The sequence below is a fragment of the Burkholderia sp. M6-3 genome, from assembly GCF_050858985.1.
Taxonomy (GTDB): Bacteria; Pseudomonadota; Gammaproteobacteria; order Burkholderiales; family Burkholderiaceae; genus Paraburkholderia; species Paraburkholderia caledonica.
The window spans coordinates 1,522,697-1,547,375 of the sequence record NZ_CP110090.1 but is presented as its reverse complement, the minus strand read 5'-3'; the positions used below and the strand labels follow the sequence as shown (position 1 = coordinate 1,547,375).

Sequence of the window (24,679 nt, the reverse complement as noted above, 5' to 3'; positions counted from 1 at the left end):
AGTCAAAGCAGATCTCAGTGGTGGCTGTAGCTCAGTTGGTAGAGTCCAGGATTGTGATTCCTGTTGTCGTGGGTTCGAGCCCCATCAGCCACCCCAAAGAATTCGGCAGTAAAGTGGAATAGATTGGCAAGCGGCGTTGTGAGAGATCACAACGCCGTTTTTGTTTTGGATCTTTGGTTGTTCTCTTTGATTACGGTCTCCGCTTCCGTAAGCTGCCAGCTGTCTGTCCACCCATCACCCGTAAAACCCTTTCCCGATCAGGTCTTTAACCCGCTTCTACCGCTTGGCGGTCGGGGTCAGACTGCCGCTCACCCGCGCCCACTCTACGACGGCTGGATTATTTCACCAGCAAGAACAGTAATTTCAAATTATCAGCACAAATTATCGATAGTAGGGGTATACACTGCCTCCATCGACGTTGCATACACAGCCCCGGCTCCTGCAACGCCATCCCGAAAGTCGAACATTATTGGAGGTACATCATGAAGACCAAATTTATCGCTGCCCTTCTCGTTGCCGTTTCCGCCTCGATCGCTGCACCGGCTTTTGCAAGCGGCTACGGCCCGGCACCGTTCTATCGTCCGTCGGTCGGCGCACCGGCTTCGCAACAAGGTCAGAACGCGCAGACTGTCGCGGCTGAACGCGCTAAGGCCGAATCGAACGCTTACGGTGGCGTGAACAACGCGTCGTCGCAATCGGGCACGCGTGAACCGGCATCGGGTCCGCAGTCGGTTTTCTTCGGCCACTAAGCATTCGCTGCCGAGCTTGCTGCGCTTAGCGGCAAGCACAGAGGGCGCCGAGCATCGGGTTCCGATGCTCGGCGCCCTCTTCCGTTTACGGGCTCAAGCGGGCTCAAGCGGGCTCAAGCGGCCTCAACCCGCAACACCTGCGTCGATGACTTCGCGCGCGGCGCGAAAGCCTGCTTCGGCCGCGGCGTGCTCGGTGGGCCACAGGCTATCGATATGCACCAGCCGCCAGTCGACCACCACTGCGTTGCCGCGCAACACCCGGAAATGCGCCTTGACCCCGGTGAGCACCTGTTCGACCGCGACTTCGATCTCGTAGTCCTGATAGCGCTCCTGGTAATCTCCCATGTCGAGCCCTTTCGGCTCCATCTTTACCTCCACGTCTGCCGTGATTCCCGAGGACGTTCGCAGCGCCCGGCGTGCCCGCCGCGTCAATGCGTCACCTGCGCTGCGCGAACGCCGTCACATGCGCTGACGCCGCATCGCGTAATCGCCGGTATTCATGCTCAATCGCAATCGCCTGAAAGGTACTGCCTGCCGTTACAGGTGATTTCGACTTCGTCCCCGCTTGCCTCGGTGACGAGCCCGCAGGCCAGCAATTCAGCGGTTACGGTCTGTGGCAATCGCGGCGGCGGCTGACCCACGCCGACCTCGTTCAAGCGGCGCAACGCTTCAATCGCTTCGGGACTCAATGACTTCGACATGGCTGCCTCCGTCGAAATGGCTAAATTCATCCTAGCAAGTTTCGAGAGCGAATGCAGTCGCCTTGGCGCATCGTCATGGCCGAATGGCTTTGCGCGTGAATTTTCGCCGGCAAGCACGGTCTACCCCGAACTCACGCAATCCGACCGGCCGCGAAGCACGCACAAGGAGAAGGAGATGAAGCGAAGCACTCTGACAGCTCTGACCGCAGTCGCCGCACTGGCAGCGATGTGGGTAGGCGAAACGGCGCCTTGGGCGGGAACGGCCAAAGCGGCCGAAGCGGCGCAAGCCGGATCAACGGGTTCCAATGGCTCCGCAGCGCAGGCAAAGCAGCCGGCCACGCCGGGCGACGCCGCTTCGTCGATGGCGAAGCCGCCCGAGGCGGCCTCCGGCTCGACCGGATCGAGCAACCCGGACAACATGCCGATCAAGCGTCCGCGCAAGCCGACCAACGACAAGATGATGCACGAGCCGCCCGCGAGCGGCGCGAACGCGAAATAACGCGGCGCTTACAGGCGCGCGATCGAAACCTCCGTCGACTTGACGAGCGCGACGACTTCCGAGCCGACCTGCAGGTCGAGTTCGTCGATCGAGCGCGTGGTGATCACCGAGGTCACGATACCAAACGGCGTGTCGACATCGACTTCGGACACAACCGGTCCGCGGATGATTTCCTTGACCTTGCCTCTGAACTGATTGCGTACGTTGATTGCGGAAATGCTCATTGCGAGTGGCTCCAGGGAAGCGATTAAAAACGGTCAGTCAAGGAATGTCAGACAGCCCAGCGGACGTCTGTAGGCCGCCGGAAGCGGCCCTGGCTACGCGTGCCGCGTGCGTCTTCGGGCTGCCCGGACCATGCGTCGTCGTTTGGCGCATTTTTCAGAACGCGCTGCAGCACATGTTCTTCGAGGGCTGCGAAGCCTGCCGACGCACGCGCTCGCGGGCGCGCGAGCGGCACCGGCTGATCCAGCGCGATGCGCCCTTCTTCGATCAAAAGGATGCGGTCGCCTAACGCGACGGCCTCGTGCACGTCATGCGTGACGAGCAAGGCGGTGAACTTGTGCTCGCGCCACAGACGCTCGATCAGCGAGTGCATTTCGATGCGTGTCAGTGCATCGAGCGCGCCGAGCGGCTCGTCGAGGAGCAGCAACTGCGGACGATGCACGAGCGCGCGCGCCAACGCGACACGCTGACGCTGACCGCCGGACAGTTGCGCGGGCCAGTCGCCGGCACGCTCCAGCAATCCAACTTCGGCCAGCACCGCACGCGCGTCTTCCCGCGCGCTGCGGGGCAGTCCGAGCATCACGTTCTGCAACACGCTCTTCCACGGCAACAGGCGTGCGTCCTGGAACATGATGCGAGTGTCGAGCGGCCGGCCGTCTTCGGCACGCTTTTCGAGAACGCCAGCCGTGGTCTTCTCCAGACCGGCGACGAGACGCAACAACGTCGATTTTCCGCAACCGCTTCGGCCGACAATCGCGACGAAACTGCCGCGCTCGATCGACAGGTCGAAGTCCGTCAGCACCTTGCGCTCGCCATACTGCTTGCCGACACCGCGCAACTGGACCGAATAGTCGGCCACGTTGTTCTCGCCACGTGGACCGTTTGATTCGCCAGCCGCGTTTGCGTCGCGCACATCGCCGTGGGCTGTGTCGCGTTTTTCTGAGTCCGCGGCCAGGTCGGCGTCGCGATCGGCGATGCGCGCCTGCGCCAGTTCCGCTTCGAGATCGCTGCCCGCGATGCCGCCGAACGACGACGAAAATGTCGTTGCGCTCATGCCTTGCCTCCCCTTTGATAGGCCGGATGCCAACGCAGCGACACGCGCTCCAGGCTTTTTGCCAGCACGTCGGCGACCTTGCCGAGCGCCGCGTACAGCAGAATGCCGACCACGACGACATCGGTTTGCAAAAATTCGCGCGCATTCATCGTCATGTAGCCGATGCCCGACTGCGCGGAAATCGTCTCTGCGACGATCAGCGTCACCCACATCAGCCCGAACGCGAAGCGCACGCCGACGAGAATCGACGGCAAGGCGCCGGGCAGGATCACGTGGCGGTAAAGTGCGAAACCCTTCACGCCGTAGCTGCGCGCCATCTCGATGAGATTGGAATCGACTGAACGGATGCCGTGAAACGTGTTCACATAGACCGGGAAAAACACACCCAGCGCTACGAGAAAAACCTTCGCCTGCTCCTCGATGCCGAACCACAGGATCACGAGCGGAATCATCGCGAGGGCCGGGATATTGCGGATCATCTGCACGGTCGAATCGAGCGCGATTTCGACCGGCTTGAAGAGGCCCGTCGCGAGTCCGAGCACGAGACCGATCCCACCGCCGATCGCAAAGCCGGACACGGCGCGCCACGTGCTGACCTTCACGTCCGCCCACATCTCGCCCGACTGGATCAGCGACCACGCGGCCTTTACAACGGCGAGCGGTTCGGGCAGAACGCGCGTCGACAGCACACCGCTGCGCGCGGCGGTTTCCCATGCGAGGAGAATCAGAAGCGGTGCGACCCACGGCGCAAGCGACGCGCCGACTTGCCGTAACGACCCGAAAGCGGACGTCAGCGCGGAACCAAAGCCGGCGCCGCCGCGCGCGCTCTCGTCCCGATCCGCACTTACAGTGGATTGAGCCATGGTTACTTACCTCATTGCGTGTCGAAGATGCCGTACCGATGCGGGCGACGCTCAGCTCGCGCTCGCCGCCTTCGGCAAATAGTTGTTGCCGACGATCTCGCCGAAGGGCCCCGACAACGGCCCGTCCGAAGTCTTGCTCTGCCGGTTCGGCAGCAGCGGGAACACGAGTTCGGCAAAGCGATACGACTCTTCGAGATGCGGATAGCCGGACAGAATGAACGTCTCGATACCGAGGTCCGCGTATTCCTTCATGCGCGCCGCCACCTGCTCCGGGTTGCCGACGAGCGCGGTGCCCGCGCCGCCTCGCACGAGACCCACGCCGGCCCACAGATTCGGATAGACCTCGAGTTCGGCGCGCCCGCCCCGTTTGCCGCCGTGCAGCGCGGCCATGCGGCGCTGGCCTTCGGAATCCATCTTCGAAAACGATGCTTGCGCACGCGCGATGGTTTCGTCGTCCAGCTTGCTGATCAGCTTCTCGGCGGCAGCCCATGCTTCTTCTTCGGTCTCGCGAACGATCACGTGCAGGCGAATCCCGAACCGGATCGTGCGGCCGTGCGCGGCGGCGCGGGCGCGAATATCGGCGATTTTTCTTGCAACCGCGGCGGGCGGCTCGCCCCAGGTCAGATAAGTGTCGATGTGCTCGCCCGCCATGTCGTGCGCGGCCGGCGACGAACCGCCGAACCACAACGGCGGATGCGGCTTCTGCACAGGCGGATACAAGGCCTTGCCGCCCTTCGACTTCAGATGCTTGCCGTCGAAGTCGATCGCGTCGTTCGTATGCGCAGCCGTCAGCAGCTTGCGCCAGATGTGCAGGAATTCATCGGTGATCTCGTAGCGTGTGTCGTGATCGACGAACACACCGTCGCCCTCGAGCTCGGCCGCGTCGCCCCCCGTTACCACATTGATCAGCAGGCGCCCGTTCGACAGACGGTCGAACGTGGCCGCCATGCGTGCCGCAAGGCCCGGCGACGAAATGCCCGGCCGGATTGCGACGAGAAACTTCAGGCGCTTCGTCGCGGCGATGAGGCTCGATGCAACGACCCATGCGTCCTCGCACGAACGGCCGGTCGGCAGCAGCACGCCCTCGTAGCCGAGCGTATCGGCGGCGACGGCGATCTGCTGGAAGTAGTCGTAATCCGCTGCGCGCGCGCCTTGCGACGTACCGAGATAGCGGCTGTCGCCATGAGTCGGAATGAACCAGAACACATTCATTTACTGCTCCCCGCGAATTCAAAACTGGATTGAATGAAGACGGTGCATGCCGCGCAGGCAAACGCGAAAGCAAAACCAGGCACTGGCGCAGGCGCGGGCCGCGCGCATACAGCCGGTCATCGGAAATGAGCCGGGCGATGCATCGCTAAAAAACGGAAGATGCGGTATCGACGCTAAGGGCGACGGCGGCGAGCGCCGTCTACATGGAGAAAGAGTCTATGGAGCGGAGCGCGGCTTTTGAACGATTTTTTTGAGCTTAGGTTTTCCACTTCCGTGATTAGCCCGACGCTAAAGCATACGAACGCGACGCTTCAAGCAACCGGAAAAGCCGTCACCGCTGGCTATAATGGCGCACGTTTCCAATAATCCGGTGCGGGCAACGCGAACCACGCGCCTGTACCCTGGCGGTGCAATGCATGCAAAAACTCATCCTGCCGTTCGTCGCCGGTTTTCTGGCTTCTCTGTTCTTCCATGAATCGACGCTGGCGCTGCTGAATGCAGCCGGTGTTATCGACAAAAGCGGTTTTTCGACTGCCCCGTTTCTACCGCTCGGCCTGCCCGAGTTCATTGCTAACGCAATCTGGAGCGCGTTCTGGGCCGTGCTCATGGCGTGGCTCTTACGCGTGGCTCCCGAGCGACGCGCGCCGTGGCTGCCCGCGTTCGTATTCGGCGGCATCGTGTTGACGGCGGCGAGCGTGTTCGTCGTGGATCCGCTGCGCGGCATCTGGCCAAGCGGCAACATGCTGCCGCGCCTCGCCATGGGCTTCGCCGCGAATGCGATGTGGGGCTGGGGCGCGCTCGTCTTCATGCGCGCCTTCATGGCCAGCGAAGAGGTGGATTGAGTCGGCCTGGGCGGTTCGTCGCGTCCGCCTGCTTAACCGTGCAGATCCCGCAACGGATGTTCGCTGGCCGGCCACGGGCTTTCGAACATTTTCGCGACATCGGCGGCGCTCACGTCCTCAATGCGCGCGAAGCGCCAGTGCGGCGCGTTGTCCTTGTCGATAATGCGCGCGCGAATCCCTTCCACCGCATCGCCTTGCAGGAAACTCGAACGCGTGAGATCGAGATCGCCGCGCAGCACTTCGGCCATCGAGCCTTCCGCGCGCGTCACCACCTCCAGCGAAACGGCCATGGAAAGCGGTGAGCGCTCCCGCAACACGGCAATGGTCTGCTCGGCCCAATCGGCGGTATCGCGATCGCACTTCTGCTGAAGCGAGGCGAGAATGCGCGGCACGTCGGGCAGCGCAAAATGCCGGTCGATCAACCGCCGCGCGCGGGCAAGCGGCGACTCCTCCGGCTGCGGCGCGACCTGATAAGCGCGGCTTTCCCGCTCGACGCAAGCAACCACGTCCGCGCCGCGCTCGAACAGTTCGCTGCGCAAAGTGTCGATGAGCGCGGGCAGCGCGGCATCGTCGATATAGAGATCGGCGAGGCCGGCGTACAACGCGTCGGCAGCGCCTATCGCTTCGCCGGTCACCGCGAGATAGCGGCCGATCGCGCCGGGCGTGCGCGCGAGAAACCAGCTCGCGCCGACATCCGGGAAGAGACCGATGCGCGTTTCGGGCATCGCCATTTTCGTTGACTGGGTAACGACACGCAGGCCGCCGGTACGATGCGCGCCCTGCGAGATGCCCATGCCGCCGCCCATCACCACGCCGTTCGTCAACGCGATATAGGGCTTCGGGTAAGTGAAGATTGCGTGATTGAGCCGGTATTCCTCGATAAAAAACGCGTCGCGCGCTTCGTGCTCGCCACGTTGCGCCGACTCGTAGAGGAAGCGGATATCGCCGCCCGCGCAGAACGCGCGAGGATGCTGGCTGCGCACGACGACCGCAAGCACATCGGGATTTTCGCGCCAGTCGTCGAGCGCGGCATGCATCGCGCGGATCATGCCGAGCGACAGCGCGTTCAGCGCCTTCGGCCTTTCAAGCTCGATGAAACCGATGCAGTTGGCTACGTAAGTCGCGACTTCGTCGCTAGCTTCGGGCAAGGCGGAAAGAGACATGAAAGACAACGCACGGTGGCGCAAAGACGTGGAAACCCAACGTTATCACGGCCCGCGACTCGGGGTCGGTTTGAGGTGCAAGGCGCAGCCATGCTGAGTTCAGGTGGGACCGTCGCCAAGGTAGGCGCTGACTCGCCGCCTAACGCGTCTTCTTCGTTGCGCGACGCCGGGTAGCCGCGGGTTCTGCGCCCGGGCCGTCCTGCGCTTCGGATGGCGCCTCTGCTTGCGCCTCGACTGGCGCATCGTCTTGCACCGGGCTTTGCGCGCCCGCGGCACCGGCCTTCTTCCTGCGCGAGACCGCCCCGCCAGCGTTCGAGCTTGTGACGCCATCCGGATCTGCATCCGTAGCGACACCGCCCGCCCCAAGCCAGGTGTCCAAGGCGATTCCTACAACGGTGTCGAGTGGTGAAGACGGAAAAACCGGACACGTCAGATGGAGCGCGACGATGCCATGCAACGTCGCCCAGAAAGCGTCGGCCCAGACCCTCGGATCCACCGATGCAGCAAGGCGCCCCGCCGCTTTCAGCTCGTCGAGTGCGGAAATCATGAATTGCAAGGCCGCCGCGCCCGGGTCGTCTTCCGTGCTGGGCTGCTCCGACTGAACCCGCGTTTGCGCCTCGCTCACAACTGACGGGTCGGACACTGCGGCGGCAGCCTTCGCACTGAGCGCCGCGCCGGTATAGCTCGGATCTTCCATGAAGATCAACCGGTACGTTTCTCGATGAGCGACGCCAAAGGCAACATAGGCGCGTCCCATTGCCTTGAGCCTTTCAGCCGGGTCGGCAATGCCCGCGAGCGGCTCGAACGTCCGCAGCAACTGCGCATAGCCTTCCTCGCACAGCGCCCGTGCAATCTCGTCGCGGCTTGCGAAGTGCAAATACAGCGCGGCGGGCGAATACTCGATCGCTTCGGCGATCTTCCGCATTGAGAGCGCGGCAAAGCCTTCACGCATCACGATATGTCGTGCGGCTGCAAGGATGCGTTCCCGCAACGCCTGCTTCTCCCGATTCTTTCTTTCAGCGATTCCCATGCGAGGCATTTTCCAGTTGACAAACTGAAAAGTCAAATTAAACTGAACACCGTTCACTGAACACTGTTCACAAAATTTTCAACCATCAACAAATGGCGCGCTTCTCGGCTCGCCGCGTCACCTGGAAGATATTGTCATGCACAACGAAGGAAAGGTCGGCCTGTTCGGAGCCGCCGGCGCTGCCGGCCGGATCATCGCGGCATCGCTTGGCGCGGCGGGCCGCGACTATCGCGTCGTCGGCCGGTCGCGGGAAGCGCTGGTCGCCGCTTTCGGCCACGATCCGCACGCAGAGATCGTCACGTGGAATCCGGACGATCCGGCTTCGATCAGCGCCGCGGCTGAGGGGCTGCAGAGCGTCATCTATCTGGTCGGCGTGCCCTACGAGCGCTTCGCCGAACACCCGCCGCTGATGCAGAAAACGCTAGCAGGTATCACGGCAGCGGGCGTGGAACGCTTCATTCTGATCGGCACCGTCTATCCCTACGGTCGTGCGGGCAGCAATCCGATCGCTGAAGACCATCCTCGCGAGCCGCACACGTTCAAAGGGAAAATGCGGCTCGCCCAGGAAAATCTGGTGTTGCAGGCGCATGGAAAGAACGGACTGTCGACGCTGGTTCTGCGGCTACCGGATTTCTATGGCCCGGGCATCGAGCGAAGTCTGCTCAACGGCGTATTCGAAGCTGCCGCAAATGGAAAGCGCGCGCAGATGATCGGTCCCGTGGATGTGCCGCACGAATTCATTTATTTGCCGGATATCGGAGCTGTGGTCGAGACGCTTACGCGCACGCCAGAAGCGTATGGGCGCTGGTGGCACCTTGCCGGCGCGGGCACCATCACGCAGCGGGAAGTGGCACGACAGGCTTATGCACTCGCAGGCAGCCAGCCGAGGCTGATGGTGGCCGGAAAGACGATGCTGCGCGTGCTCGGCCTCTTCAATCCGCTGATGCGTGAACTGGTCGAGATGAACTACCTGATGACCGAACCGATCGTGCTCGACGACTCCGCATTGACGAAGCTGATCGGACCGATCTCGAAGACGTCTTACGAAGAAGGTATCCGCCAGTGCATGGCCGCCGCGCTTGGTTCTGCTCAGTCTAGCGAGCCGCGTTCCCAGGCGGAAAGTGCCCGCTCTTGAGCAGCACAGGCGTGCCGTTACTGATCTGCAAGTGCTCGCGCGCCACGGCTTCTATGCGCGGGCGTCCGGCGTCGAATGCGCGCATCCAGCCTTCCTGGTCTTCGGAATGTGCGCCGAAGTGATCTTCGAGCGCCTCGACAGAGATTGCGCACGGCACGGGCTCACCGTCCACCAGCGCGGGAAAGACAACGGTCAGATTGGAATCGCGGTAGGCTGGCGCGCCCGCGGGAAACCTGATTTCCATGGTCGCCTCATCAGAAGTATCCGGCACACAACCGGAGCCCGCGAGAACCGGCCGGCCCCGGACGACCTGAATATGGTACTCGCGCGGCCGGACCGAGGTCCACCCCGCCGAGGCGCCGGAATCGCGAGATGCGTCGGCATGAGTTCGAGTGCGAGCTTGCTCGTCAGGCGCCCTCATGACTTACCTCGAAGCAGACGTTCGTCGGTCATGACTGGCCGCCCAGCAGACGGTCGACGTAATTGCGCGCGGCCTGTTCAACGTAGGCGAGCGCCTCTTCTTCGCTGCCGAACCGTTGCTGATCGCCGAGATCCAGCAGCGTCTCGATCCGGTGTGCATCGTCCGGACCCAGCTGGGCCAGGCTGACCGAGCCGACGTAGGTGCCGGCGGTGCCGCCCGTGCCCTGGTCGCTGGACGCCGGCACGAGGCGCGCGGCGGCACTGATGTAGTAGCCGCGGTAAGGGCCGCTGACTCGATCAGCCATGTTCGTTCTCCTCGTTGCGATAGATCAGGTAAGGCGCGCGGCGAGCGAATAAGTTCTGTACGTTTTCACGGTTGCACTTGTCGGATCGGTCGAGGTCGAACCGACTTTACGGCACGTTCCGTGCTGTTGCAGTGCCTCGATTTCGAGTTGAGCGAGCGCAATATGGGAAAATATTTCCTGCACGATCACGAACTGCCCGAGCCGGATGCGGCGAACAAATGGTTTGCGTATGCCGAAAGCCATGACATCGACATCGCGAAAGCCATCAGCATCTGGGAAGACGCGGCCACTGAAAGCGGCGTCGAAAGCCGCCGCCTCGTCAGCGCGGCGGGCATTACTGTCGAAACGCCCTGAGCTTGCGCCTGCGCGTGGCAAGCCAACCGATCAAAGGAAATAATCACAATGCTTTTCATGACGCAACGGCCGGGCCGAGGTCATTCACCGCGTGGCAACGCGCGGGCTCTGCTGCGCCACACGTCCCTTGTTCTTGCGTTTCCAGTGGCAGTTGCGCTGGGCGCGGGCCTGGCGGGGTGTGCGTCGTCGAACACGACGTCCCTCATCAATCTGCCGAACGGCCAGACCGGCTTCGCGGTCAATTGCAGCGGCGCCGACGCCGGTTCGAGCTGGGCCTCATGCTATGTGCAGGCGGGCAAGGCGTGCGGCGCGACTGGCTATGACATCGTGTCGAAAGACAACGACGAAGGCGGGACCGCGGGCGGCAGCGTGACGAACGTCGTGTCGGCCAACGTCAAGAACCGCTCGATGATCGTGCGCTGCAAGTAAGCGCCGACAAGAGCCGACGTCGCCAGCAAGCCCCGGCGAAGCTCGAGCGAACGCAGAACGGATGCAGCCAGAGCCTTCGCGGTGACTCGGGCGCGCGCTTCAATGCGCCTGCATCTTCGAGAACATGTTCAGCACGGTGACGCCGGCAATGATCAGCCCGAGCCCAATGACGGCCGGCACATCGGGCACCTGCCCATAGAGCAGCAGCGCGACGAGCGTAATCAGCACGATACCCGCGCCCGACCACACGGCGTAGACGATGCCGACCGGAATGCTCCTGAGCGTTAGCGACAGGCAGTAGAAGGCGACTCCGTAGCCGAGTACCACCACCGCCGACGGCACGAGCCGCGAGAAACCGTCCGACGCTCGCATGGCGGAGGTAGCAATCACCTCGGCCACGATCGCGATACCAAGCAACGCATAAGGCGGCAGCCGCATCGGCTCAGACCTTTGCAAGCGCGAGCTTGCTGTAGTCGTGACCGAGGTGCGCGCAAAGGGCTTCCACTACGAACTCATGATCGGCACGCTGGGGCAAGCCGGACACCGTGACCGAACCGATCACGCCCGCGCCCGCCACCGTCAACGGAAACGCGCCGCCGTGCGATGCAAATTCGGTGGCGGGCAGACCGTGCTTGTCCGCGAGCGTGCTGCCGGCCTGCTGCATTTTCAGGCCAATCGCATACGAGCTGCGCCGGAAATGCGCGACCGTGTTGCCCTTGCGGCGTGCCCAATCGACGTTGTCCGGCGTTGCGCCGTCGAGCAGGCTGAAGAACAGCGGCTGACCAAACGTGCGCACGTCGATGGCGGCAGGAACGCCGCGCGCTTTCGCGACCTCATGCAGATAGGCGCCGATTTGCCATGCGCGGTCAGCATCGAATTGGGGGAACACGAGCGCGTGTTCCTGAGCGGCAATGATCTGCAGGTCGTGAGCGATGTCCATGAAGTTCCAGGAGCAAAGTGTGAGTGCGGGCTCGTCGTCGTGCATCCGCGACCGACTCGGTGTGGAGTCGTCCGGGTCCCACGCAAATGGCTTAACGGCGCGCCGGGAAATTCAGATTCTAGCGCAGCGTCTTGCAGCGGCCTGGCGCGATGCGACGCCGCCGACGCATCGCGCGACGTTTCGCTTAAAGGCGCATTGTGAGTGCGAGCGGTTGCAGGGAGCCGCAAGCGGGAAGGCGCCTGCTAAACGACTATCGCACCGACTATTGCATCGTCCCCTGATCTGGTCTATACTCTTTTCTTCGACGGACGCGGGGTGGAGCAGTCTGGCAGCTCGTCGGGCTCATAACCCGAAGGTCGTAGGTTCAAATCCTACCCCCGCAACCAAAAGCTGGAACGTCGAAAATAACATTGAAGGCTTGCCAAACCGGCAGGCCTTTTTTGTTTTGCGCAGCCGTTTTTTCGCGTCGTTATTTCTGGCATGGGTCGATGTCCATGACCTGCGTCATCAAGCACACGGATACCCCGCGCATAAGCGCACGCACGCCTCCTCACCCCGCCCGCTCGCCGGCGCCGCCGTCATCACGCGCCACCATCTCTGCGCACGGTAAAACGCCGCCCCAGTGATAAACTCCTAGCACTCTTTCTCGTGCCCTTCCTATGAAATTCTGTTCTGTCTGCGGCCACGGCGTCAGCCTGAGCATTCCGCCGGGCGACAACCGCGAGCGCTTCGTATGCGGCAGTTGCGGCACGGTGCACTATCAGAATCCGCGCAACGTCGTCGGCACCGTCCCGGTCTGGGACGACAAGGTGCTGCTATGCCGTCGCGCGATCGAACCGCGCTACGGCTACTGGACGCTGCCTGCAGGTTTCATGGAAATGGGCGAGACCACGGCCGAAGCCGCTTCGCGCGAAACGCTCGAAGAAGCCGGCGCGCGCGTCGAGGTACAGAGCCTCTTCTCGCTGCTGAACGTGCCGCATGTGCATCAGGTGCATCTCTTCTACATGGCGCGCCTGCTCGATCTGGACATTGCCGCGGGCGAGGAGAGTCTCGAAGTCAAGCTCTTCGAAGAAAGCGACATTCCGTGGGACGAGATTGCATTTCCCACTGTCGGACAAACGCTCCGCTTCTTTTTCGCCGACCGCGCGGCCGGCAGCTTCGGCCTGCATACGGGCGACATCTTCCGCTCGCTGCGCGAAGGCTGAGCGGCGCGCATGGTTCCCTGGCTCGGACCCGACGATCCGTTTCCGCCCGTCGAGCGCGCGCTCGGCGCGGCAAGCGGCGCTCCGGGCCTGCTTGCCGCAAGCGGCGATCTGCTGCCGTCACGCCTGATCGACGCGTACCGTCACGGCATCTTTCCGTGGTATTCGGACGGCCAGCCCGTGTTGTGGTGGAGCCCCGATCCCCGCATGGTCCTGCGCCCGGCGGAGTTCAAGGTGTCGCCGTCGCTGCGTAAAACGCTCAAGCGCGTGCTGCGCGACGACGCGTGGGAAATCCGCGTCGACCAGGATTTCGCTGCCGTGATGCGCGCCTGCGCGGAGGCGCCGCGGCGTGGCCAGCGCGGCACCTGGATTACTGCGGACGTCGTGGAAGCCTACTCGTCGCTGCATCGCGTGGGAGACGCGCACAGCATCGAAACATGGTTCGAAGGCGAGCGCGTGGGCGGCTTGTACGGTGTCTCGTTCGGCAAGATGTTCTTCGGCGAATCCATGTTCGCCAACGTCACGGACGCCTCGAAAATGGCGCTGGCCGCGCTTGTCGGGCACTTGCGCCGTCACGAAATAGAAATGATAGACTGCCAGCAGAACACGTCGCATCTGGCGTCGCTCGGCGGTCGCGAGATAGCGCGCAAAGCATTCATCGCTCATGTTCGCGCGTCTGTCGACGCACCGCGCATTCCCTGGCGCTTCGACAAGACCGTGTTGCTCGATGTGCTTGCGCGAGCGGCGTAGGAAGAATCAGGCCGAATCCGGATCCGTTCAACGAAACGCGCGGATCACGTGCTGCACAATGAGCCGCATCACGAGCTGCACAATGAGCTGCAACGCGCTCTGCAAGAGATCTGCAAGACAAGTTGCAACGCACGCCGGGTTTGCATTACCAGAGATGCTTCGAGAGCTGCCAACGTGACTCATCCTAACGAGCTGCCTCTTTCTCCGCTTTCGGCGCTGCAATTTTATGCAACGGCGCCCTATCCCTGCAGTTATCTCGACGGGCGTATCGCGCGCTCGCAAGTCGCGACGCCCAGTCACCTGATCAACTCGGACGTCTATACGGACCTCGTCAAGGCGGGCTTCCGGCGTTCGGGTGTGTTCACTTATCGGCCCTATTGCGACGGTTGCCGCGCGTGCGTGCCGGTGCGCGTGCCGGTCGACAGATTCGAGCCGAACCGCACGCAGCGGCGCGTCTGGAAAAAGCATGGCGGCATGATCGCCACGGTCGCGCCGCTTCACTACGACGAGGAACACTACGCGCTCTATATGCGCTATCAGTCGGCGCGACATGCGGGCGGCGGCATGGACCGCGACAGCCGCGACCAGTACGAACAGTTTTTGCTGCAAAGCCGGATCAACTCGCGACTCGTCGAATTCCGGGAACCGCTGCCGGAGAATCCCGAATCGCCCGGTCTTCTGCGCATGATCAGCATGATCGACATTCTCGGCGACGGGCTGTCGTCCGTGTACACGTTCTTCGAGCCGGGACTGCCGCATACGAGCTTCGGCACGTACAACATCTACTGGCAGATCGAGCAGGCGCGCAGCCTGAAATTGCCGTATGTGTACCTTGGGTACTGGATTCGCGAGAGTCCGAAGATGGCCTACAAGGCCAACTTCCGGCCGCTCGAAGGTCTGGTCGACGGCGTATGGCGCGTGCTCGATCCCGCAAGCGCCGATCTCCCGCAGGTCGACGCGGCGTCGAGGGGAAAACGCGGGCCGCTGCTGCCTTAGGTACGGATTAGATGCCGGACTTAGCAGCGGCTTAGCTGCGCCCTTAAGCAACGAGCGCGACGCCTGCTCCGCCTTATCTCATCGACACCGCAAAGCCGGTAAAATAGCGGGTTCCCATTTTTTGGCCGCCCGGCTCCGCCCTGTGTTCAGTTCCCTCTATCCGCTCATACGCGCCCAACTCTTTCGCATGGACGCGGAAGACGCTCATCACCTGACCTTGCGTGTGCTCGGCGCCGCGGGCCGCACCGGCCTCGCCGGCGCGCTCGCCGCGCGCGTGCCGGACGCCCCGCGCACGGTGATGGGGCTGACGTTCCGAAATCCGGTGGGGCTTGCAGCAGGGCTCGACAAGGACGGCGCGTCGATCGACGGGCTCGCCGCGCTCGGCTTCGGCTTTATCGAAGTGGGCACGGTCACGCCGCGCGCGCAGCCCGGCAATCCGCGGCCGCGCATGTTCCGTCTGCCCGAGGCGAATGCCGTGATCAACCGCATGGGCTTCAACAATGCGGGCGTCGACCAGTTCGTGAAAAACGTGCAGGCCGCGCGCTATCGCGGCATTCTCGGCCTGAACATCGGCAAGAACGCCGACACGCCGATCGAGCGCGCCGCCGAAGACTACCTGTATTGCCTCGAACGCGTCTATCCGTTCGCGAGCTACGTGACGGTCAACATCTCGTCGCCGAATACGAAGAACCTGCGCCAGTTGCAAGGCGCGGACGAACTCGACGCGCTGCTCGCGGCGCTGAAGGACAAGCAGCAGCGTCTCGCCGATATGCACGGCAAGCTGGTGCCGCTCGCGTTGAAGATCGCTCCCGATCTCGACGACGAGCAGATCAAATCGATCGCCGACACGTTGTTGCGCCACCGCTTCGAAGGCGTGATCGCGACCAACACCACACTGTCGCGCACCGCCGTCGCAGGCATGCAATACGGCGACGAAGCCGGCGGCCTGTCGGGCAAGCCGGTGTTCGACGCGTCGAACGAAGTGATCCGCAAGCTGCGCGCCGAAGTCGGTGAGGCAGTGCCGATCATCGGCGTGGGCGGGATCTTCTCCGGCGACGATGCACGCGCGAAGCTCGCCGCCGGCGCCTCGCTCGTTCAGCTCTATACCGGCTTCATCTATCGGGGACCGGCGCTCGTCGCCGAATGCGTGCAGGCGCTTCGCTGACTCGATGCACGCGAACCCAGGCACGCGGCGGCCGGGTAATACAGGCATGAACAAACGGTATTTAGCGTTCGGCAGTCTGCTTTGTTAAGCTTTCGTCCGCTAAAACGACATACGAACAAAAAGGAACACAATGCAACTCGGGTTGTTGAAGAAAATTTTCGTCGCCGCTCTGATCGGCGCTTCGTTCACCGCGGTCACGGCCCATGCCGACGACCTGCTGGATCAGGTCAAGCAGCGCGGCACGCTGCGCATCGGCCTCGAAGGCACCTTCCCTCCGTTCAATTCAAAAGCGCCGTCGGGCGAACTGGTCGGCTATGACGTCGACATCGCCAAAGCAGTGGCGACGAAGCTCGGCGTGAAGCCGGAATTCGTCACGACCGAATGGAGCGGCATCATTGCGGGTCTTCAGGCCGGCAAGTTCGACGTGATCGTCAACCAGGTCGGGATGACGGATGCGCGCAAGCAGGCGCTCGATTTCTCGCCCGCTTATACGTACTCGGCCGCGCAGCTGATCCAGCGTAAGGACGACACGCGTCAGTTCAAGTCGCTCGACGACCTGAAGGGCAAGAAGCTCGGCGTCGGCCTTGGCACCAACTACATGGACATGGCGAAGTCGGTGCCGGGCATCGACGTGAAAACGTACCCGGGCGCACCCGAATATCTGCGCGACCTGGCGGCGGGCCGTCTCGACGCGGCGCTCAACGACCGTCTGATGCTCGCGTATCTGTTGAAGAATTCGCAGTTGCCGCTGCGCACCGGCGCGAATGTCGGCGCGGGCAACCCGTCGGGCATTCCGTTCAAAAAGAACAACCCGAAGTTCGCCAAAGCAATCGACGACGCGATGACGCAGCTCGAAGCAGACGGCACGTTCGCGAAGATTTCGGACAAGTGGTTCGGCATCGACGTGAGCAAGCCGATCAAGTAACCGGCTCCGCATGAAACGAAGGGCGGCATCTCCGGAATGCCGCCCTTCGCACTGTTGCAGCACGCGCCCAGCCTGGGCGATGTGCGTCTCGCGCGCCAAACCGAGCACCGTTCATGTCCACCACTTCCCTGCTCGTTCAATCGCTTCCTGTGCTCGCGCAGGGCGCCGTCCTCACGGTCAAGTTCGCAGTTCTGTCGATGTTCTTCGGCCTGATCGCGGGCGCCGTGCTTGCGCTGATGGGCGTGAGCCACAGCCGCACATTGAACTGGATTGCACGCATTTACGTAAGCGTGATGCGCGGCACGCCGCTGCTCGTGCAGATCTTCGTGATCTATTATGGCTTGCCGAGCTTCGGCATTTCGCTCGACCCGACGCCGGCCGGCGTGATCGCGCTGTCGGCAAACGTGGCCGCGTATCTGTCGGAAAGCATGCGCGGCGCAATCCTCGGCATTCACCAGGGGCAATGGCTCGCCGCCTACAGTCTCGGACTCTCGCGGCGCCAGACGCTGCGCTACGTGATTGCGCCGCAAGCTCTGCGCATTGCCGTACCGAGCCTGTCGAACAGCTTGATCAGCCTGATCAAGGATACTTCTTTAGTCTCCGTGATTACGGTGACCGAACTGTTGCGTAGCGCGCAGGAAATCATCGCATCGACGTATCAGCCATTGCCGCTGTATCTCGCGGCAGCGGCAGTCTACTGGGTGCTATGCCAGATACTCGAACTGCTGCAGCGCTGGTATGAACGGCGGCTCGCGTTGCCCTCAAGGCACTGAGCACTGAGTGGCGGGCACCCGGCACTGAGCGTGCAGCCTGCGTCATTCGCCCGCAAATCTAAGCCCTAAGGCTGCGCGCGCCGCATCAGCCATTGCAATCATCTGCAACGACTTGCTGTGCGGCATTACCGAACTCTCGATCTGCCCCGCCAGGATCAGCTCGCAGAAATGCGCGGTCTCATAGTTAAGGCCACCGCCTTCGAACGGCTCGTCGAGTTCGATCACGCGACCGTCGGCGTAGCGGATAGTCGCGCGCGACGGGTTCCACCACGGTTCGTGAATCGTCACGTGCCCGCTCTTCGCCATCAGTAGCGCGTCGCCCTTGCCGTGCAGATCGAGGCCGCAGAAGAGTTGGGAGAGTCCGCGCTCATGCTGGCTGTTCAGGCTCGCAAACGTATCGACGCCGGTCGAACCAAGGCGCCCGAGCGTTTGTACGTCGAGCGGCGCGCCCAGCCAGTCGACGGCAAGAAACATCTCGTAGATACCGATATCGAGCAGCGCGCCGCCCGCATGCTCGAACGACAGCGAAGGGTGGTCGTCGGGCACGCCCGGCACCGAGCACCCGGCCCGCACGAGACCGACTTCGCCAATCGGATCGTCCTTTAGATGCGCCTGCAACTTTCTGTACAACGGATAAAACGGCGGCTTCATCGCTTCCATAAAGAGGCGTTTCTCGCGACGCGCGGCGTCCTGGATGCGCTCGAGTTGTGGCCTGTTGATCGCGGCCGGCTTTTCGCACAGTACGTGCAGGCCGGCTTGCAGTGCCGCGATGGCGTAATCAGCGTGGCTGTCCTGAACGGTCGCGATATAGAGCGCGTCGATCCCGCTGGCGAGCAGCGCATCGAAGCTCGCGCAGAGCCGGCCGCCGAATTCGTCGGCGAAAGCCTGCGCCGGCCCGGCGCGGCGCGACCACAACGCCGCAAGGCGCGCGTTGGGCACATAGACGAGCCCTTGAGCGAACCGGCGCGCAATGCGGCCCGTACCGACGATTCCCCAACGGATCGTGCCGTCCGATGGGATGGCTTGCGTCGCGTCGGTGGTGGCCTGCGTGGCGGCGTTCGTGGCGTTGGTGGCGTTAGTGGCGGCGTTTGCCGGGGCATGTGTGCCCGCGTCGATCACAGCGTTTGTCACGATCACCTGGCGTCCCTGCGGTTAAGAGCAAGGCGCTATTGTCGCGCATGCCGCCCGCAAGTGAGTCGACCTGGGAAACACAACGCGCCGGTGACGCTGCAAGCCCGACCGTCACCGAATCGGCGCGCCGCTGCGGCAACGCGCGCAGCAGCGCCAGAAGCCACACGTCGGCTCGGCGTTATCCCGCGTTTTTGCCATGCGCGGGCGGGATCGGCGGCGCTGCGGCGAAGGTGCCGGCGATCTCCTCGGTCGTGAAGTCGATCATCGCCATCGACGCGAGCTCGGCTTCTTTCGGATCGCGGCGCTCTATCGCTTCGACCACGCGCCGGTGCGAATTCACTGCGCTTTCCCACATCCCTTCCCTCTCATTCACGATCGGGTTGCCCGTCGACAGTGCGCCGCGAATGATCGCCGCCATCTGCTTGAAGAACTGGTTCCCGCTCGCGACGACGATGCGCGTATGAAAGAGTTCGTCGGCTTCCTGATACCCCGGTTCGGCCGGACGGATCACGCGAAACGCCTCGAACGCGTCGCGCACCGCAGCGATGTCGGCCGCGCTGCCGCGCGCCGCGGCCTGCGCCGACGCCCGCGGCTCGATCAGAATGCGAAACTCGATCACGTCGCGCAGAAACAGCGGATCGGGCTTCGCGCGAAAACGCCAGTTCACGACGTCTTCGTCGATCATGCGCCAGTCGCTCATCGGGCGGATGCGGGTGCCGATCTTCGGCCGCACATCGAGCATGTCGCGCGCGAGCAGCATCGACAGCGCCTCACGCATGACCGTGCGGCTCACGTCGAACTCTTTCGACAGCACGTCTTGCGGCGGCAGTATCGCGCCGTACTTCTCCTCGACGATGCCCGTAACGAGCCCGTCCATCACCTTGCTGACCAGTGATCGATCTTTGTTTCCCTGTTCCATGACCCTCTCCCCGAAGCGGTGTTCGCCCCCGCGTAGCCTGTTGATAAACCAACGTTCTTTGTGTGTTTTATCGTCACGTGGTGTTCATCCACGATACGTTGCTAGCTTCACAACGGTTACGCCAGTTGGGACACTTCCTGACAGGGTTATCCCTCTGAAGAATTGTTTCTTCCATGTAACGCGCTACGTGCCAAAGGGCCACAAGCTTGCGTTTCAAGCATGCCTGCGGCCTCGACTTTGCATCGTGCGACGACGCACGTTGAGCGACAAATTGTCTGAACCGAAATGGTCTCAAATCAGTCATGGCTTTCCGCATACGGTGGACCCGGTTCAACGTGTTCGCAGGGCGCGGATGTGGGCAATGCATGTGGCGGTGCCGGTGTCGCAAGACGCGAACCGGCAACCGACCCATAGCGACCGCCGAAGAAAACGAGCGGTGCGTGTTCGCCAAGCGAAAACACCAACACCTCGCCCACGAACAACGTGTGGTCGCCGCACGGATGCCTGTCCACTACGCGCGCTGCGAAGCGGGCTGCCGCATGTTCGAGAAGCACCACATCCGCAAGTCCGTCGACGCGGGCAAAGCATGGGGCAAGCCGGCTCTGCGGCTCGCCCGCGAAGTGGCGGCTGTGTGCCTCCTGGGCGTCCGACAACACGCTCACACCAAACACCGCGCAGCCCATCAGGCGCTCGTGCATGCGCGCGTGCTGTCCAACCGACACCACGATCAGCGGCGGCCTGAGCGAACCCGACATGAAGGCATTCGCAGTCATCGCGTGCAGACGTTCGCCGCTGCCGGTCGAGATCACGACGACGCCGGTCGCGAAGCGCCCGAGCGCATGCCGAAAGCCGCGCTCGTCGAAATCCGCGTCTGCTGCGCGCGGCTCGTCAAGCCGAAGTGCGTCGGCATGCATGGCCGCTCTCCTGACCGAAGCGATTTGCGCCAAGCGGCTTCTGCGCGATGAAGTGAAACCACCAGGCGTCGCTTTCCTCTACGTCGTCCGGAATGCGCCTGCCGTCGCGACTTCCGAACACCGCATCGCATTGCAAGCCCACCTGCGCGAGTTGCCGGCGCTGTTCGCGAAGCGTCGTATAGACGATCACAATGCCGAAGTTGTGAGCCGCCGCTGTCTTGACCGAGTAACCGCCGTAGTCGCGATTCAGCTTGACGTTACGCACGTAGTTCAACGTGCCGAGCTGGAAGCGGCGAAGTGAACGCAGCGTGCGCCAGCCGAGTTTGAGGGGATTGGAGGTGAACTGAGGCAGCAGCTGCCAGATGTTCTCGCGATAACCTGGGCCGCCGCGATTGTGCGACGAGAACAGTACATAACCGCCCGGCCGCACCACGCGATGCATTTCTTCGAGGATCTTCACGCGATCGTCGTAGTCCACGCAGTCGATACCGTTCCAGCTAAACGCAGCCAGTCCGAAATGATTCGACGGCAGCTCCGACATGTCGCGCGCATCCATATGGCGCAAGTCGCGGCCGGGATAGCGCGACCTCGCAATTTCCAGCAGCTTTGGCGTGTAGTCGATGCCGGTGTAGTCGTTCGAGATTGCCAGCATCAACGCAATGGTGCGCCCGGTGCCAATGCCAATGTCGAGCAACGGCGTTGCTGCGCAGCGCGGCGCGAGCCACTGGAACGCGGCCTCCTCGCCGGCGTCGGAGAAGGTCTTGCCGGCGGCGAAAACACGCGCCGCGTCGCGCGAATTCCACGCCACGCGATTGATGCGATCGAGGTCGGATTGTGTATTCACGGCACTCCTCCAGCGTATTGGAGTGCGCCGCACAAGTGATGAAGGTCGGCTTGCCAGACGGCGCACTGGCGAGCAGATCGGGACAGCGCGCCGTCAACGCCGAGGCGCGCGACACGCTGTCCCACGAGTTTCATCACGCTTCTCCGGTTGGGCGAAATGCACGCGCATGCTTGACGAGCCATTGCGCCGCGCGCGTGCGGGGCCCGCTGCAATGGGTCGCGCCAGTTTCGCCGGCTTCGAGCCTGGCGGCACCAGGATGCTCGCCGAACTGGCTTCGATAGAAGTCCTCGAAATGCGACATCACGTTTTCCTGCGCGCTCGCGGACAGAATTGCGTGGTCGGTGCGCTCGCAAAAGACCACGCGAACGCGGCTCAATCGCTTCAACCTGATGCCACGTACTCCGAAGTATTTCTCGAGTTCTTCAACACCTTCGTCCAGCACGCCGTAAAGAAGGCGCGTCTCGACGCCACGCGCGTCGAGCGCCGCAAACGGACGACGCTCCTCGTTAGCGCCAAGCTGCAGTCCGGTAATTCGCTCGATCCGATCCGCAAGCGTCGCCCGCAAAAGCGCCGCAACACGGGTCGCCAGTTCGCGCGCAACGGGCCAGCCGCCCGTCTGCCCTTTAACTACGCGTAGCCATTTGCGCGGCTCGCACATCGAGCGAAAATAGCTGCGCGTCGAGCCGATCGCCGCGACTTGCACGGTCGGCTTGCCGTTTTCATCGCAAACGTTGCGCCACGTAAATTTCTGCAGATTGACGAGCATCGCGCCCGTCACCGCGGGCTCGCGCGATGCGGCATGAAGACCGACGTAGGCGCCCGCGCAGATGCCTAGCAGCACGGCACCGCGGTGGCCACGCGCCGTGAGCCAGCGCGCGGCGCAGGCGGCATCGTCAGCGCCGTTCTGCGCGTAGAGCGCATCGAGCGTGACCGCATCGAGCGAAGGCTGACTGTCGCCGAGTCCGCCGAGATCGACGCGAAGCGAGGCAATGCCTTGCCGTGCGAGACGCCGCGCAAAACGCACGCTGAGCCGCGCGTTGCCGATTCTGGACACTGCGCCCGTGTTGACTATCAGCACCGCGGGGGCGCTTGCGCTGCCGCTCGTCGCTGAATGAGCATGAGGCACGCAGTAGATGCCGAACAGTCTGCCGTTGTCGATCGACACGGGCGTTTCGGTCACGCCCGCTTCGACGATGTGGCCGTCGGCATCGCCTGCGTATGCACTCCCGGTCGACACCGCTGCAGCGCTGCCTGTCGAGTCTCCCGCCAGCCAATTCTCAATCGACTCGAACGCCGCGTGCGGTATCTCGCTGTCGAGCGCCTCCATCATGAACTTGCTGTATTCGTGGAAGCCCTGGCGCTCGACCTCGACACCCTGCTCCCGGTAATGCGCGACCAGTGCATCGACGCGTGTCGCGTCCAGCGAATCGAGCACCAGCACGCGCCTCGCGGGTGACGGCGCATCGCGCCGCAAGTCGACCGCACGCAAGCTTTCGATGGTTTCGCGATAGAGGCGAAAGCCGTACGCCTCGACGAACTCGTCGGTGTCCGGCTCAAGCGTGCAATCCATTGCCGCGGGCATCGACAGCCATTGACGATATCCGGCGCGCAACTCACGCTGATAATTTTTGCCGGACAGCACGGGCGAGAGCAGCACGAGACCGTCGACGTCGCCCAGTTCCTGAGCGGCAAGCGCGGCGAGTGTGCCGCCAAGCCGCAAGCCGCACAAGCTCACGTGCTCGATGCCCGTCGATTGCCGCAGCAACGCCACGGCCTTCCTGATGCTGTCGATCCACGCGCGCCAGAGGCCCGGCTCGCTCGCATCGCCAGCCGAGTCGCCCGTGCCCGGATAGTCGAAGCGCAGTACCGGGACGCCGCGCATCGCGAGGCGCTCGGCGAGCCGGCGCATGCCGCGATAGGTGCAAAGCGCGTCGTAGCCGAACGGGTGGCAGAGCACCACGCCATGCGGCCCGGCTGCGGGATGCAACCAGCCGAACTGGCCATCGAAGACTACTGGCCTCACGCTACGCTCCTCACAAGTCTTCTTTCGGGCATTACAGCAAAGCCCGCCCCTCGCCTCTGTACGCCTCGCCACACTGCCTTGGCTGCATTGCTCCTGCCACGCTAATCCCAGCACGACGCATCCGCGAATGCGTCGTGCCGCCAGCCTGGCGACTCAACCGCCAGGCGGCATGCGGGCGCCAAGCGTCGAGCGTGTGGCCAGCAGCAGGTGGTACAAAAAGCGCGCGCGCAGCCGGTCGCGCAACGCGTAATGCTTCGACAGCAGCACCCGCCACGCGGCGCGCGCGTCACCGGCGCGGGCATACGCGGAAGCGGCGCGCGGTGCGACGCGCCGCAGCGCATCGTCGCGCGCGGCATGTGCGGCGGCGGGCACATCGCTCGCGCACAACTGCGCGAACGCATGCATCGCGGGCAACGCATGCGTCGAGATCGACAATGCCGTCTCGCGCGAAATGGAAACGAACTCGTCGACGAAGCAGACGGCTGCCGCCTCCATGCATAGGCGCAAACCGAAATCGAAGTCACAGGCTTCGCCCACTTGCGCCGCGAGCCGATAACCGACACGTCGGGCGGCCAGCGTATCCACCAGATAGCCGTTGTTCGGGAACATCTGGTCGATGCCGGCGAGCGCGGGCACGGCGAGCCGTCCCGCACGCTCAGGCACGCGCCGGTAGTCGCGATTGAGCCGCGCGGTGGCTTCCGGCCGTGGCGTGCCGTCGTCGGCGATCACGCGCTGTTTGCCGAATGCGGCGGTCAATTCCGGATCAGTGCGCCAGCACGCATCGAGCGTACTCAGCGCGTCTGGTTCAAGCAGATCGTCGTCGTGCAGCAACACGAGCCGCGCCCCGCCCGCGCGAGCGAAAAGGCGGTTCACATTGGATGCCTGCCCAAGCCTCGGGCGGTTTCGTTCGTAGCGGATCGGATGCCTCGCGCGCGCCCGGCAACGCTTGACCATCTGTGCCGTGCGCTCGTCGCTCGAATCGTCGCCGATCACGATTTCGAACTCGCCGTATGTCTGCGCTTCACAACTTTCAATCGCTTCTTCTAGCAGACCCGGTCGATTGCAGGTCGGTATGCAGATCGAGATGAGCCGCGGGTTCAATTCTTTCGATTCCTTCAC

At 63.2% G+C, this 24,679-nt stretch carries 30 protein-coding genes and 2 tRNA genes; 14 read left to right on the top strand and 18 right to left on the bottom strand.

Features of this window, described 5'->3' with window-relative positions:
* Positions 1-20: 20 nt before the first annotated feature.
* Together OH764_RS06710 and OH764_RS06705 are read left to right on the top strand one after the other, a co-directional pair.
* Positions 21-96: transfer RNA gene (locus OH764_RS06710), tRNA-His, on the top strand.
* A gap of 386 nt (positions 97-482) precedes the next feature.
* Positions 483-749, top strand: coding sequence for a hypothetical protein (locus OH764_RS06705; protein WP_498848481.1), 267 nt, complete (start codon positions 483-485; stop codon positions 747-749).
* A 123-nt stretch (positions 750-872) separates the two neighbouring features.
* Here the strand turns inward: OH764_RS06705 and OH764_RS06700 are convergent, their stop codons facing one another.
* A complete protein-coding gene (locus OH764_RS06700; protein WP_498848480.1) occupies positions 873-1,115 on the bottom strand; it encodes a hypothetical protein in 243 nt (80 codons plus the stop codon).
* Between the two features lie 137 nt (positions 1,116-1,252).
* A complete protein-coding gene (locus OH764_RS06695; protein WP_214875396.1) occupies positions 1,253-1,450 on the bottom strand; it encodes a hypothetical protein in 198 nt (65 codons plus the stop codon).
* A 175-nt stretch (positions 1,451-1,625) separates the two neighbouring features.
* On the opposite strand from OH764_RS06695, the gene OH764_RS06690 reads away from it, so the two are divergent.
* Positions 1,626-1,949 carry a hypothetical protein gene (locus tag OH764_RS06690; RefSeq protein ID WP_498848479.1) on the top strand — a complete coding sequence of 108 codons (324 nt, stop codon included), beginning with the start codon at positions 1,626-1,628 and terminating at the stop codon, positions 1,947-1,949.
* An 8-nt stretch (positions 1,950-1,957) separates the two neighbouring features.
* Here the strand turns inward: OH764_RS06690 and OH764_RS06685 are convergent, their stop codons facing one another.
* The 4 genes from OH764_RS06685 to ssuD are packed head-to-tail and all read right to left on the bottom strand — an operon-like array spanning position 1,958 to position 5,300.
* A complete protein-coding gene (locus tag OH764_RS06685; protein ID WP_020065782.1) occupies positions 1,958-2,173 on the bottom strand; it encodes a TOBE domain-containing protein in 216 nt (71 codons plus the stop codon).
* Between the two features lie 47 nt (positions 2,174-2,220).
* Positions 2,221-3,225 carry a P-loop NTPase family protein gene (locus tag OH764_RS06680; protein ID WP_498848478.1) on the bottom strand — a complete coding sequence of 335 codons (1,005 nt, stop codon included), beginning with the start codon at positions 3,223-3,225 and terminating at the stop codon, positions 2,221-2,223.
* Entirely contained in the window at positions 3,222-4,088 is an 867-nt protein-coding gene (ssuC, locus tag OH764_RS06675; protein ID WP_498848477.1) for an ABC transporter permease, read from the bottom strand. The genes OH764_RS06680 and ssuC overlap by 4 nt, the downstream gene beginning before the upstream one ends.
* Before the next feature lie 51 nt (positions 4,089-4,139).
* Positions 4,140-5,300 (bottom strand): FMNH2-dependent alkanesulfonate monooxygenase, encoded by a 1,161-nt coding sequence (ssuD, locus tag OH764_RS06670; RefSeq protein ID WP_498848476.1) that lies wholly within the window; start codon positions 5,298-5,300, stop codon positions 4,140-4,142.
* A 416-nt stretch (positions 5,301-5,716) separates the two neighbouring features.
* Here ssuD and OH764_RS06665 point away from each other — a divergent pair, with 416 nt between their 5' ends.
* A complete protein-coding gene (locus tag OH764_RS06665) occupies positions 5,717-6,142 on the top strand; it encodes a hypothetical protein (RefSeq protein ID WP_020065778.1) in 426 nt (141 codons plus the stop codon).
* A gap of 32 nt (positions 6,143-6,174) precedes the next feature.
* On the opposite strand, the gene OH764_RS06660 is transcribed toward OH764_RS06665, so the two are convergent.
* Both OH764_RS06660 and OH764_RS06655 read right to left on the bottom strand, forming a co-directional pair.
* On the bottom strand, positions 6,175-7,305 hold the full coding sequence (locus OH764_RS06660) for an enoyl-CoA hydratase/isomerase family protein (RefSeq protein ID WP_498848475.1): 1,131 nt from the start codon (positions 7,303-7,305) through the stop codon (positions 6,175-6,177).
* Positions 7,306-7,444: 139 nt separating this feature from the next.
* Positions 7,445-8,335, bottom strand: a complete 891-nt coding sequence (locus OH764_RS06655; protein WP_498848474.1) for a TetR/AcrR family transcriptional regulator — start codon at positions 8,333-8,335, stop codon at positions 7,445-7,447.
* A gap of 136 nt (positions 8,336-8,471) precedes the next feature.
* On the opposite strand from OH764_RS06655, the gene OH764_RS06650 reads away from it, so the two are divergent.
* The gene (locus tag OH764_RS06650) at positions 8,472-9,470 is read left to right on the top strand and encodes a Rossmann-fold NAD(P)-binding domain-containing protein (protein ID WP_498848473.1); all 999 of its coding nucleotides are present in this window, start codon (positions 8,472-8,474) and stop codon (positions 9,468-9,470) included.
* Here the strand turns inward: OH764_RS06650 and OH764_RS06645 are convergent.
* Positions 9,430-9,714 carry a DUF1488 family protein gene (locus OH764_RS06645; protein ID WP_498848472.1) on the bottom strand — a complete coding sequence of 95 codons (285 nt, stop codon included), beginning with the start codon at positions 9,712-9,714 and terminating at the stop codon, positions 9,430-9,432. The two genes, OH764_RS06650 and OH764_RS06645, sit on opposite strands and share 41 nt — an antisense overlap.
* A 205-nt stretch (positions 9,715-9,919) precedes the next feature.
* The gene (locus OH764_RS06640) at positions 9,920-10,195 is read right to left on the bottom strand and encodes a hypothetical protein (protein WP_498848471.1); all 276 of its coding nucleotides are present in this window, start codon (positions 10,193-10,195) and stop codon (positions 9,920-9,922) included.
* Positions 10,196-10,357: 162 nt separating this feature from the next.
* Between OH764_RS06640 and OH764_RS06635 the strand changes: the two genes are divergently transcribed.
* Positions 10,358-10,549, top strand: coding sequence for a hypothetical protein (locus OH764_RS06635; protein WP_498848470.1), 192 nt, complete (start codon positions 10,358-10,360; stop codon positions 10,547-10,549).
* Positions 10,550-10,597: 48 nt separating this feature from the next.
* Positions 10,598-10,978 (top strand): hypothetical protein, encoded by a 381-nt coding sequence (locus tag OH764_RS06630; RefSeq protein WP_498848469.1) that lies wholly within the window; start codon positions 10,598-10,600, stop codon positions 10,976-10,978.
* A 99-nt stretch (positions 10,979-11,077) separates the two neighbouring features.
* Here OH764_RS06630 and OH764_RS06625 read toward each other — a convergent pair whose 3' ends face one another.
* Positions 11,078-11,416, bottom strand: coding sequence for a DMT family transporter (locus tag OH764_RS06625; protein WP_087750944.1), 339 nt, complete (start codon positions 11,414-11,416; stop codon positions 11,078-11,080).
* Positions 11,417-11,420: 4 nt separating this feature from the next.
* Entirely contained in the window at positions 11,421-11,918 is a 498-nt protein-coding gene (locus OH764_RS06620) for a heme-degrading domain-containing protein (protein ID WP_498848468.1), read from the bottom strand.
* Between the two features lie 309 nt (positions 11,919-12,227).
* On the opposite strand from OH764_RS06620, the gene OH764_RS06615 reads away from it, so the two are divergent.
* The 7 genes from OH764_RS06615 to OH764_RS06585 all read left to right on the top strand — a co-directional run bounded on the left by OH764_RS06615 (position 12,228) and on the right by OH764_RS06585 (position 17,729).
* A tRNA-Met gene (locus OH764_RS06615) sits at positions 12,228-12,304 on the top strand.
* A 273-nt stretch (positions 12,305-12,577) separates the two neighbouring features.
* Entirely contained in the window at positions 12,578-13,123 is a 546-nt protein-coding gene (locus tag OH764_RS06610) for an NUDIX hydrolase (RefSeq protein ID WP_027775216.1), read from the top strand.
* Between the two features lie 9 nt (positions 13,124-13,132).
* Entirely contained in the window at positions 13,133-13,870 is a 738-nt protein-coding gene (gene aat / locus OH764_RS06605; RefSeq protein WP_020065765.1) for a leucyl/phenylalanyl-tRNA--protein transferase, read from the top strand.
* Between the two features lie 174 nt (positions 13,871-14,044).
* Entirely contained in the window at positions 14,045-14,866 is an 822-nt protein-coding gene (locus OH764_RS06600) for an arginyl-transferase family protein (protein WP_498848467.1), read from the top strand.
* Between the two features lie 142 nt (positions 14,867-15,008).
* Positions 15,009-16,031: a dihydroorotate dehydrogenase gene (locus OH764_RS06595; RefSeq protein ID WP_498848466.1), complete on the top strand. Its 1,023-nt coding sequence runs from the start codon at positions 15,009-15,011 to the stop codon at positions 16,029-16,031.
* 130 nt (positions 16,032-16,161) lie between these two features.
* A complete protein-coding gene (locus tag OH764_RS06590) occupies positions 16,162-16,956 on the top strand; it encodes a cystine ABC transporter substrate-binding protein (protein ID WP_498848465.1) in 795 nt (264 codons plus the stop codon).
* 113 nt (positions 16,957-17,069) lie between these two features.
* Positions 17,070-17,729, top strand: a complete 660-nt coding sequence (locus OH764_RS06585; RefSeq protein ID WP_027775220.1) for an amino acid ABC transporter permease — start codon at positions 17,070-17,072, stop codon at positions 17,727-17,729.
* 42 nt (positions 17,730-17,771) lie between these two features.
* On the opposite strand, the gene OH764_RS06580 is transcribed toward OH764_RS06585, so the two are convergent.
* From OH764_RS06580 to OH764_RS06555, 6 genes are all read right to left on the bottom strand, one after another.
* Positions 17,772-18,749, bottom strand: a complete 978-nt coding sequence (locus tag OH764_RS06580; RefSeq protein WP_498848769.1) for a Gfo/Idh/MocA family protein — start codon at positions 18,747-18,749, stop codon at positions 17,772-17,774.
* 289 nt (positions 18,750-19,038) lie between these two features.
* On the bottom strand, positions 19,039-19,779 hold the full coding sequence (locus OH764_RS06575; protein ID WP_498848464.1) for a FadR/GntR family transcriptional regulator: 741 nt from the start codon (positions 19,777-19,779) through the stop codon (positions 19,039-19,041).
* Positions 19,780-20,075: 296 nt separating this feature from the next.
* Positions 20,076-20,693, bottom strand: coding sequence for a flavin reductase family protein (locus tag OH764_RS06570; RefSeq protein WP_498848463.1), 618 nt, complete (start codon positions 20,691-20,693; stop codon positions 20,076-20,078).
* The gene (locus OH764_RS06565) at positions 20,668-21,537 is read right to left on the bottom strand and encodes a class I SAM-dependent methyltransferase (protein ID WP_498848462.1); all 870 of its coding nucleotides are present in this window, start codon (positions 21,535-21,537) and stop codon (positions 20,668-20,670) included. The genes OH764_RS06570 and OH764_RS06565 overlap by 26 nt, the downstream gene beginning before the upstream one ends.
* A 133-nt stretch (positions 21,538-21,670) precedes the next feature.
* Positions 21,671-23,560 carry an alpha/beta fold hydrolase gene (locus OH764_RS06560; RefSeq protein WP_498848461.1) on the bottom strand — a complete coding sequence of 630 codons (1,890 nt, stop codon included), beginning with the start codon at positions 23,558-23,560 and terminating at the stop codon, positions 21,671-21,673.
* Positions 23,561-23,713: 153 nt separating this feature from the next.
* Positions 23,714-24,679 carry a glycosyltransferase family 2 protein gene (locus OH764_RS06555; RefSeq protein ID WP_498848460.1) on the bottom strand — a complete coding sequence of 322 codons (966 nt, stop codon included), beginning with the start codon at positions 24,677-24,679 and terminating at the stop codon, positions 23,714-23,716.

What these genes read in the sequence shown, in the direction of transcription:
- OH764_RS06610 (WP_027775216.1), top strand. Translation starts at nt 12,578, where the DNA reads ATGAAATTCTGTTCTGTCTGCGGCCACGGCGTCAGCCTGAGCATTCCG.
- OH764_RS06630 (WP_498848469.1), top strand. Translation starts at nt 10,598, where the DNA reads ATGCTTTTCATGACGCAACGGCCGGGCCGAGGTCATTCACCGCGTGGC.
- OH764_RS06645 (WP_498848472.1), bottom strand. Translation starts at nt 9,714, where the DNA reads ATGGAAATCAGGTTTCCCGCGGGCGCGCCAGCCTACCGCGATTCCAAT.
- OH764_RS06700 (WP_498848480.1), bottom strand. Translation starts at nt 1,115, where the DNA reads ATGGAGCCGAAAGGGCTCGACATGGGAGATTACCAGGAGCGCTATCAG.
- OH764_RS06585 (WP_027775220.1), top strand. Translation starts at nt 17,070, where the DNA reads ATGTCCACCACTTCCCTGCTCGTTCAATCGCTTCCTGTGCTCGCGCAG.
- OH764_RS06695 (WP_214875396.1), bottom strand. Translation starts at nt 1,450, where the DNA reads ATGTCGAAGTCATTGAGTCCCGAAGCGATTGAAGCGTTGCGCCGCTTG.
- OH764_RS06620 (WP_498848468.1), bottom strand. Translation starts at nt 11,918, where the DNA reads ATGGACATCGCTCACGACCTGCAGATCATTGCCGCTCAGGAACACGCG.
- OH764_RS06640 (WP_498848471.1), bottom strand. Translation starts at nt 10,195, where the DNA reads ATGGCTGATCGAGTCAGCGGCCCTTACCGCGGCTACTACATCAGTGCC.
- OH764_RS06685 (WP_020065782.1), bottom strand. Translation starts at nt 2,173, where the DNA reads ATGAGCATTTCCGCAATCAACGTACGCAATCAGTTCAGAGGCAAGGTC.
- ssuC (WP_498848477.1), bottom strand. Translation starts at nt 4,088, where the DNA reads ATGGCTCAATCCACTGTAAGTGCGGATCGGGACGAGAGCGCGCGCGGC.
- OH764_RS06575 (WP_498848464.1), bottom strand. Translation starts at nt 19,779, where the DNA reads ATGGAACAGGGAAACAAAGATCGATCACTGGTCAGCAAGGTGATGGAC.
- OH764_RS06665 (WP_020065778.1), top strand. Translation starts at nt 5,717, where the DNA reads ATGCAAAAACTCATCCTGCCGTTCGTCGCCGGTTTTCTGGCTTCTCTG.
- OH764_RS06570 (WP_498848463.1), bottom strand. Translation starts at nt 20,693, where the DNA reads ATGCATGCCGACGCACTTCGGCTTGACGAGCCGCGCGCAGCAGACGCG.
- OH764_RS06690 (WP_498848479.1), top strand. Translation starts at nt 1,626, where the DNA reads ATGAAGCGAAGCACTCTGACAGCTCTGACCGCAGTCGCCGCACTGGCA.
- OH764_RS06635 (WP_498848470.1), top strand. Translation starts at nt 10,358, where the DNA reads ATGGGAAAATATTTCCTGCACGATCACGAACTGCCCGAGCCGGATGCG.
- OH764_RS06650 (WP_498848473.1), top strand. Translation starts at nt 8,472, where the DNA reads ATGCACAACGAAGGAAAGGTCGGCCTGTTCGGAGCCGCCGGCGCTGCC.
- aat (WP_020065765.1), top strand. Translation starts at nt 13,133, where the DNA reads ATGGTTCCCTGGCTCGGACCCGACGATCCGTTTCCGCCCGTCGAGCGC.
- OH764_RS06590 (WP_498848465.1), top strand. Translation starts at nt 16,162, where the DNA reads ATGCAACTCGGGTTGTTGAAGAAAATTTTCGTCGCCGCTCTGATCGGC.
- ssuD (WP_498848476.1), bottom strand. Translation starts at nt 5,300, where the DNA reads ATGAATGTGTTCTGGTTCATTCCGACTCATGGCGACAGCCGCTATCTC.
- OH764_RS06660 (WP_498848475.1), bottom strand. Translation starts at nt 7,305, where the DNA reads ATGTCTCTTTCCGCCTTGCCCGAAGCTAGCGACGAAGTCGCGACTTAC.
- OH764_RS06655 (WP_498848474.1), bottom strand. Translation starts at nt 8,335, where the DNA reads ATGGGAATCGCTGAAAGAAAGAATCGGGAGAAGCAGGCGTTGCGGGAA.
- OH764_RS06705 (WP_498848481.1), top strand. Translation starts at nt 483, where the DNA reads ATGAAGACCAAATTTATCGCTGCCCTTCTCGTTGCCGTTTCCGCCTCG.
- OH764_RS06680 (WP_498848478.1), bottom strand. Translation starts at nt 3,225, where the DNA reads ATGAGCGCAACGACATTTTCGTCGTCGTTCGGCGGCATCGCGGGCAGC.
- OH764_RS06625 (WP_087750944.1), bottom strand. Translation starts at nt 11,416, where the DNA reads ATGCGGCTGCCGCCTTATGCGTTGCTTGGTATCGCGATCGTGGCCGAG.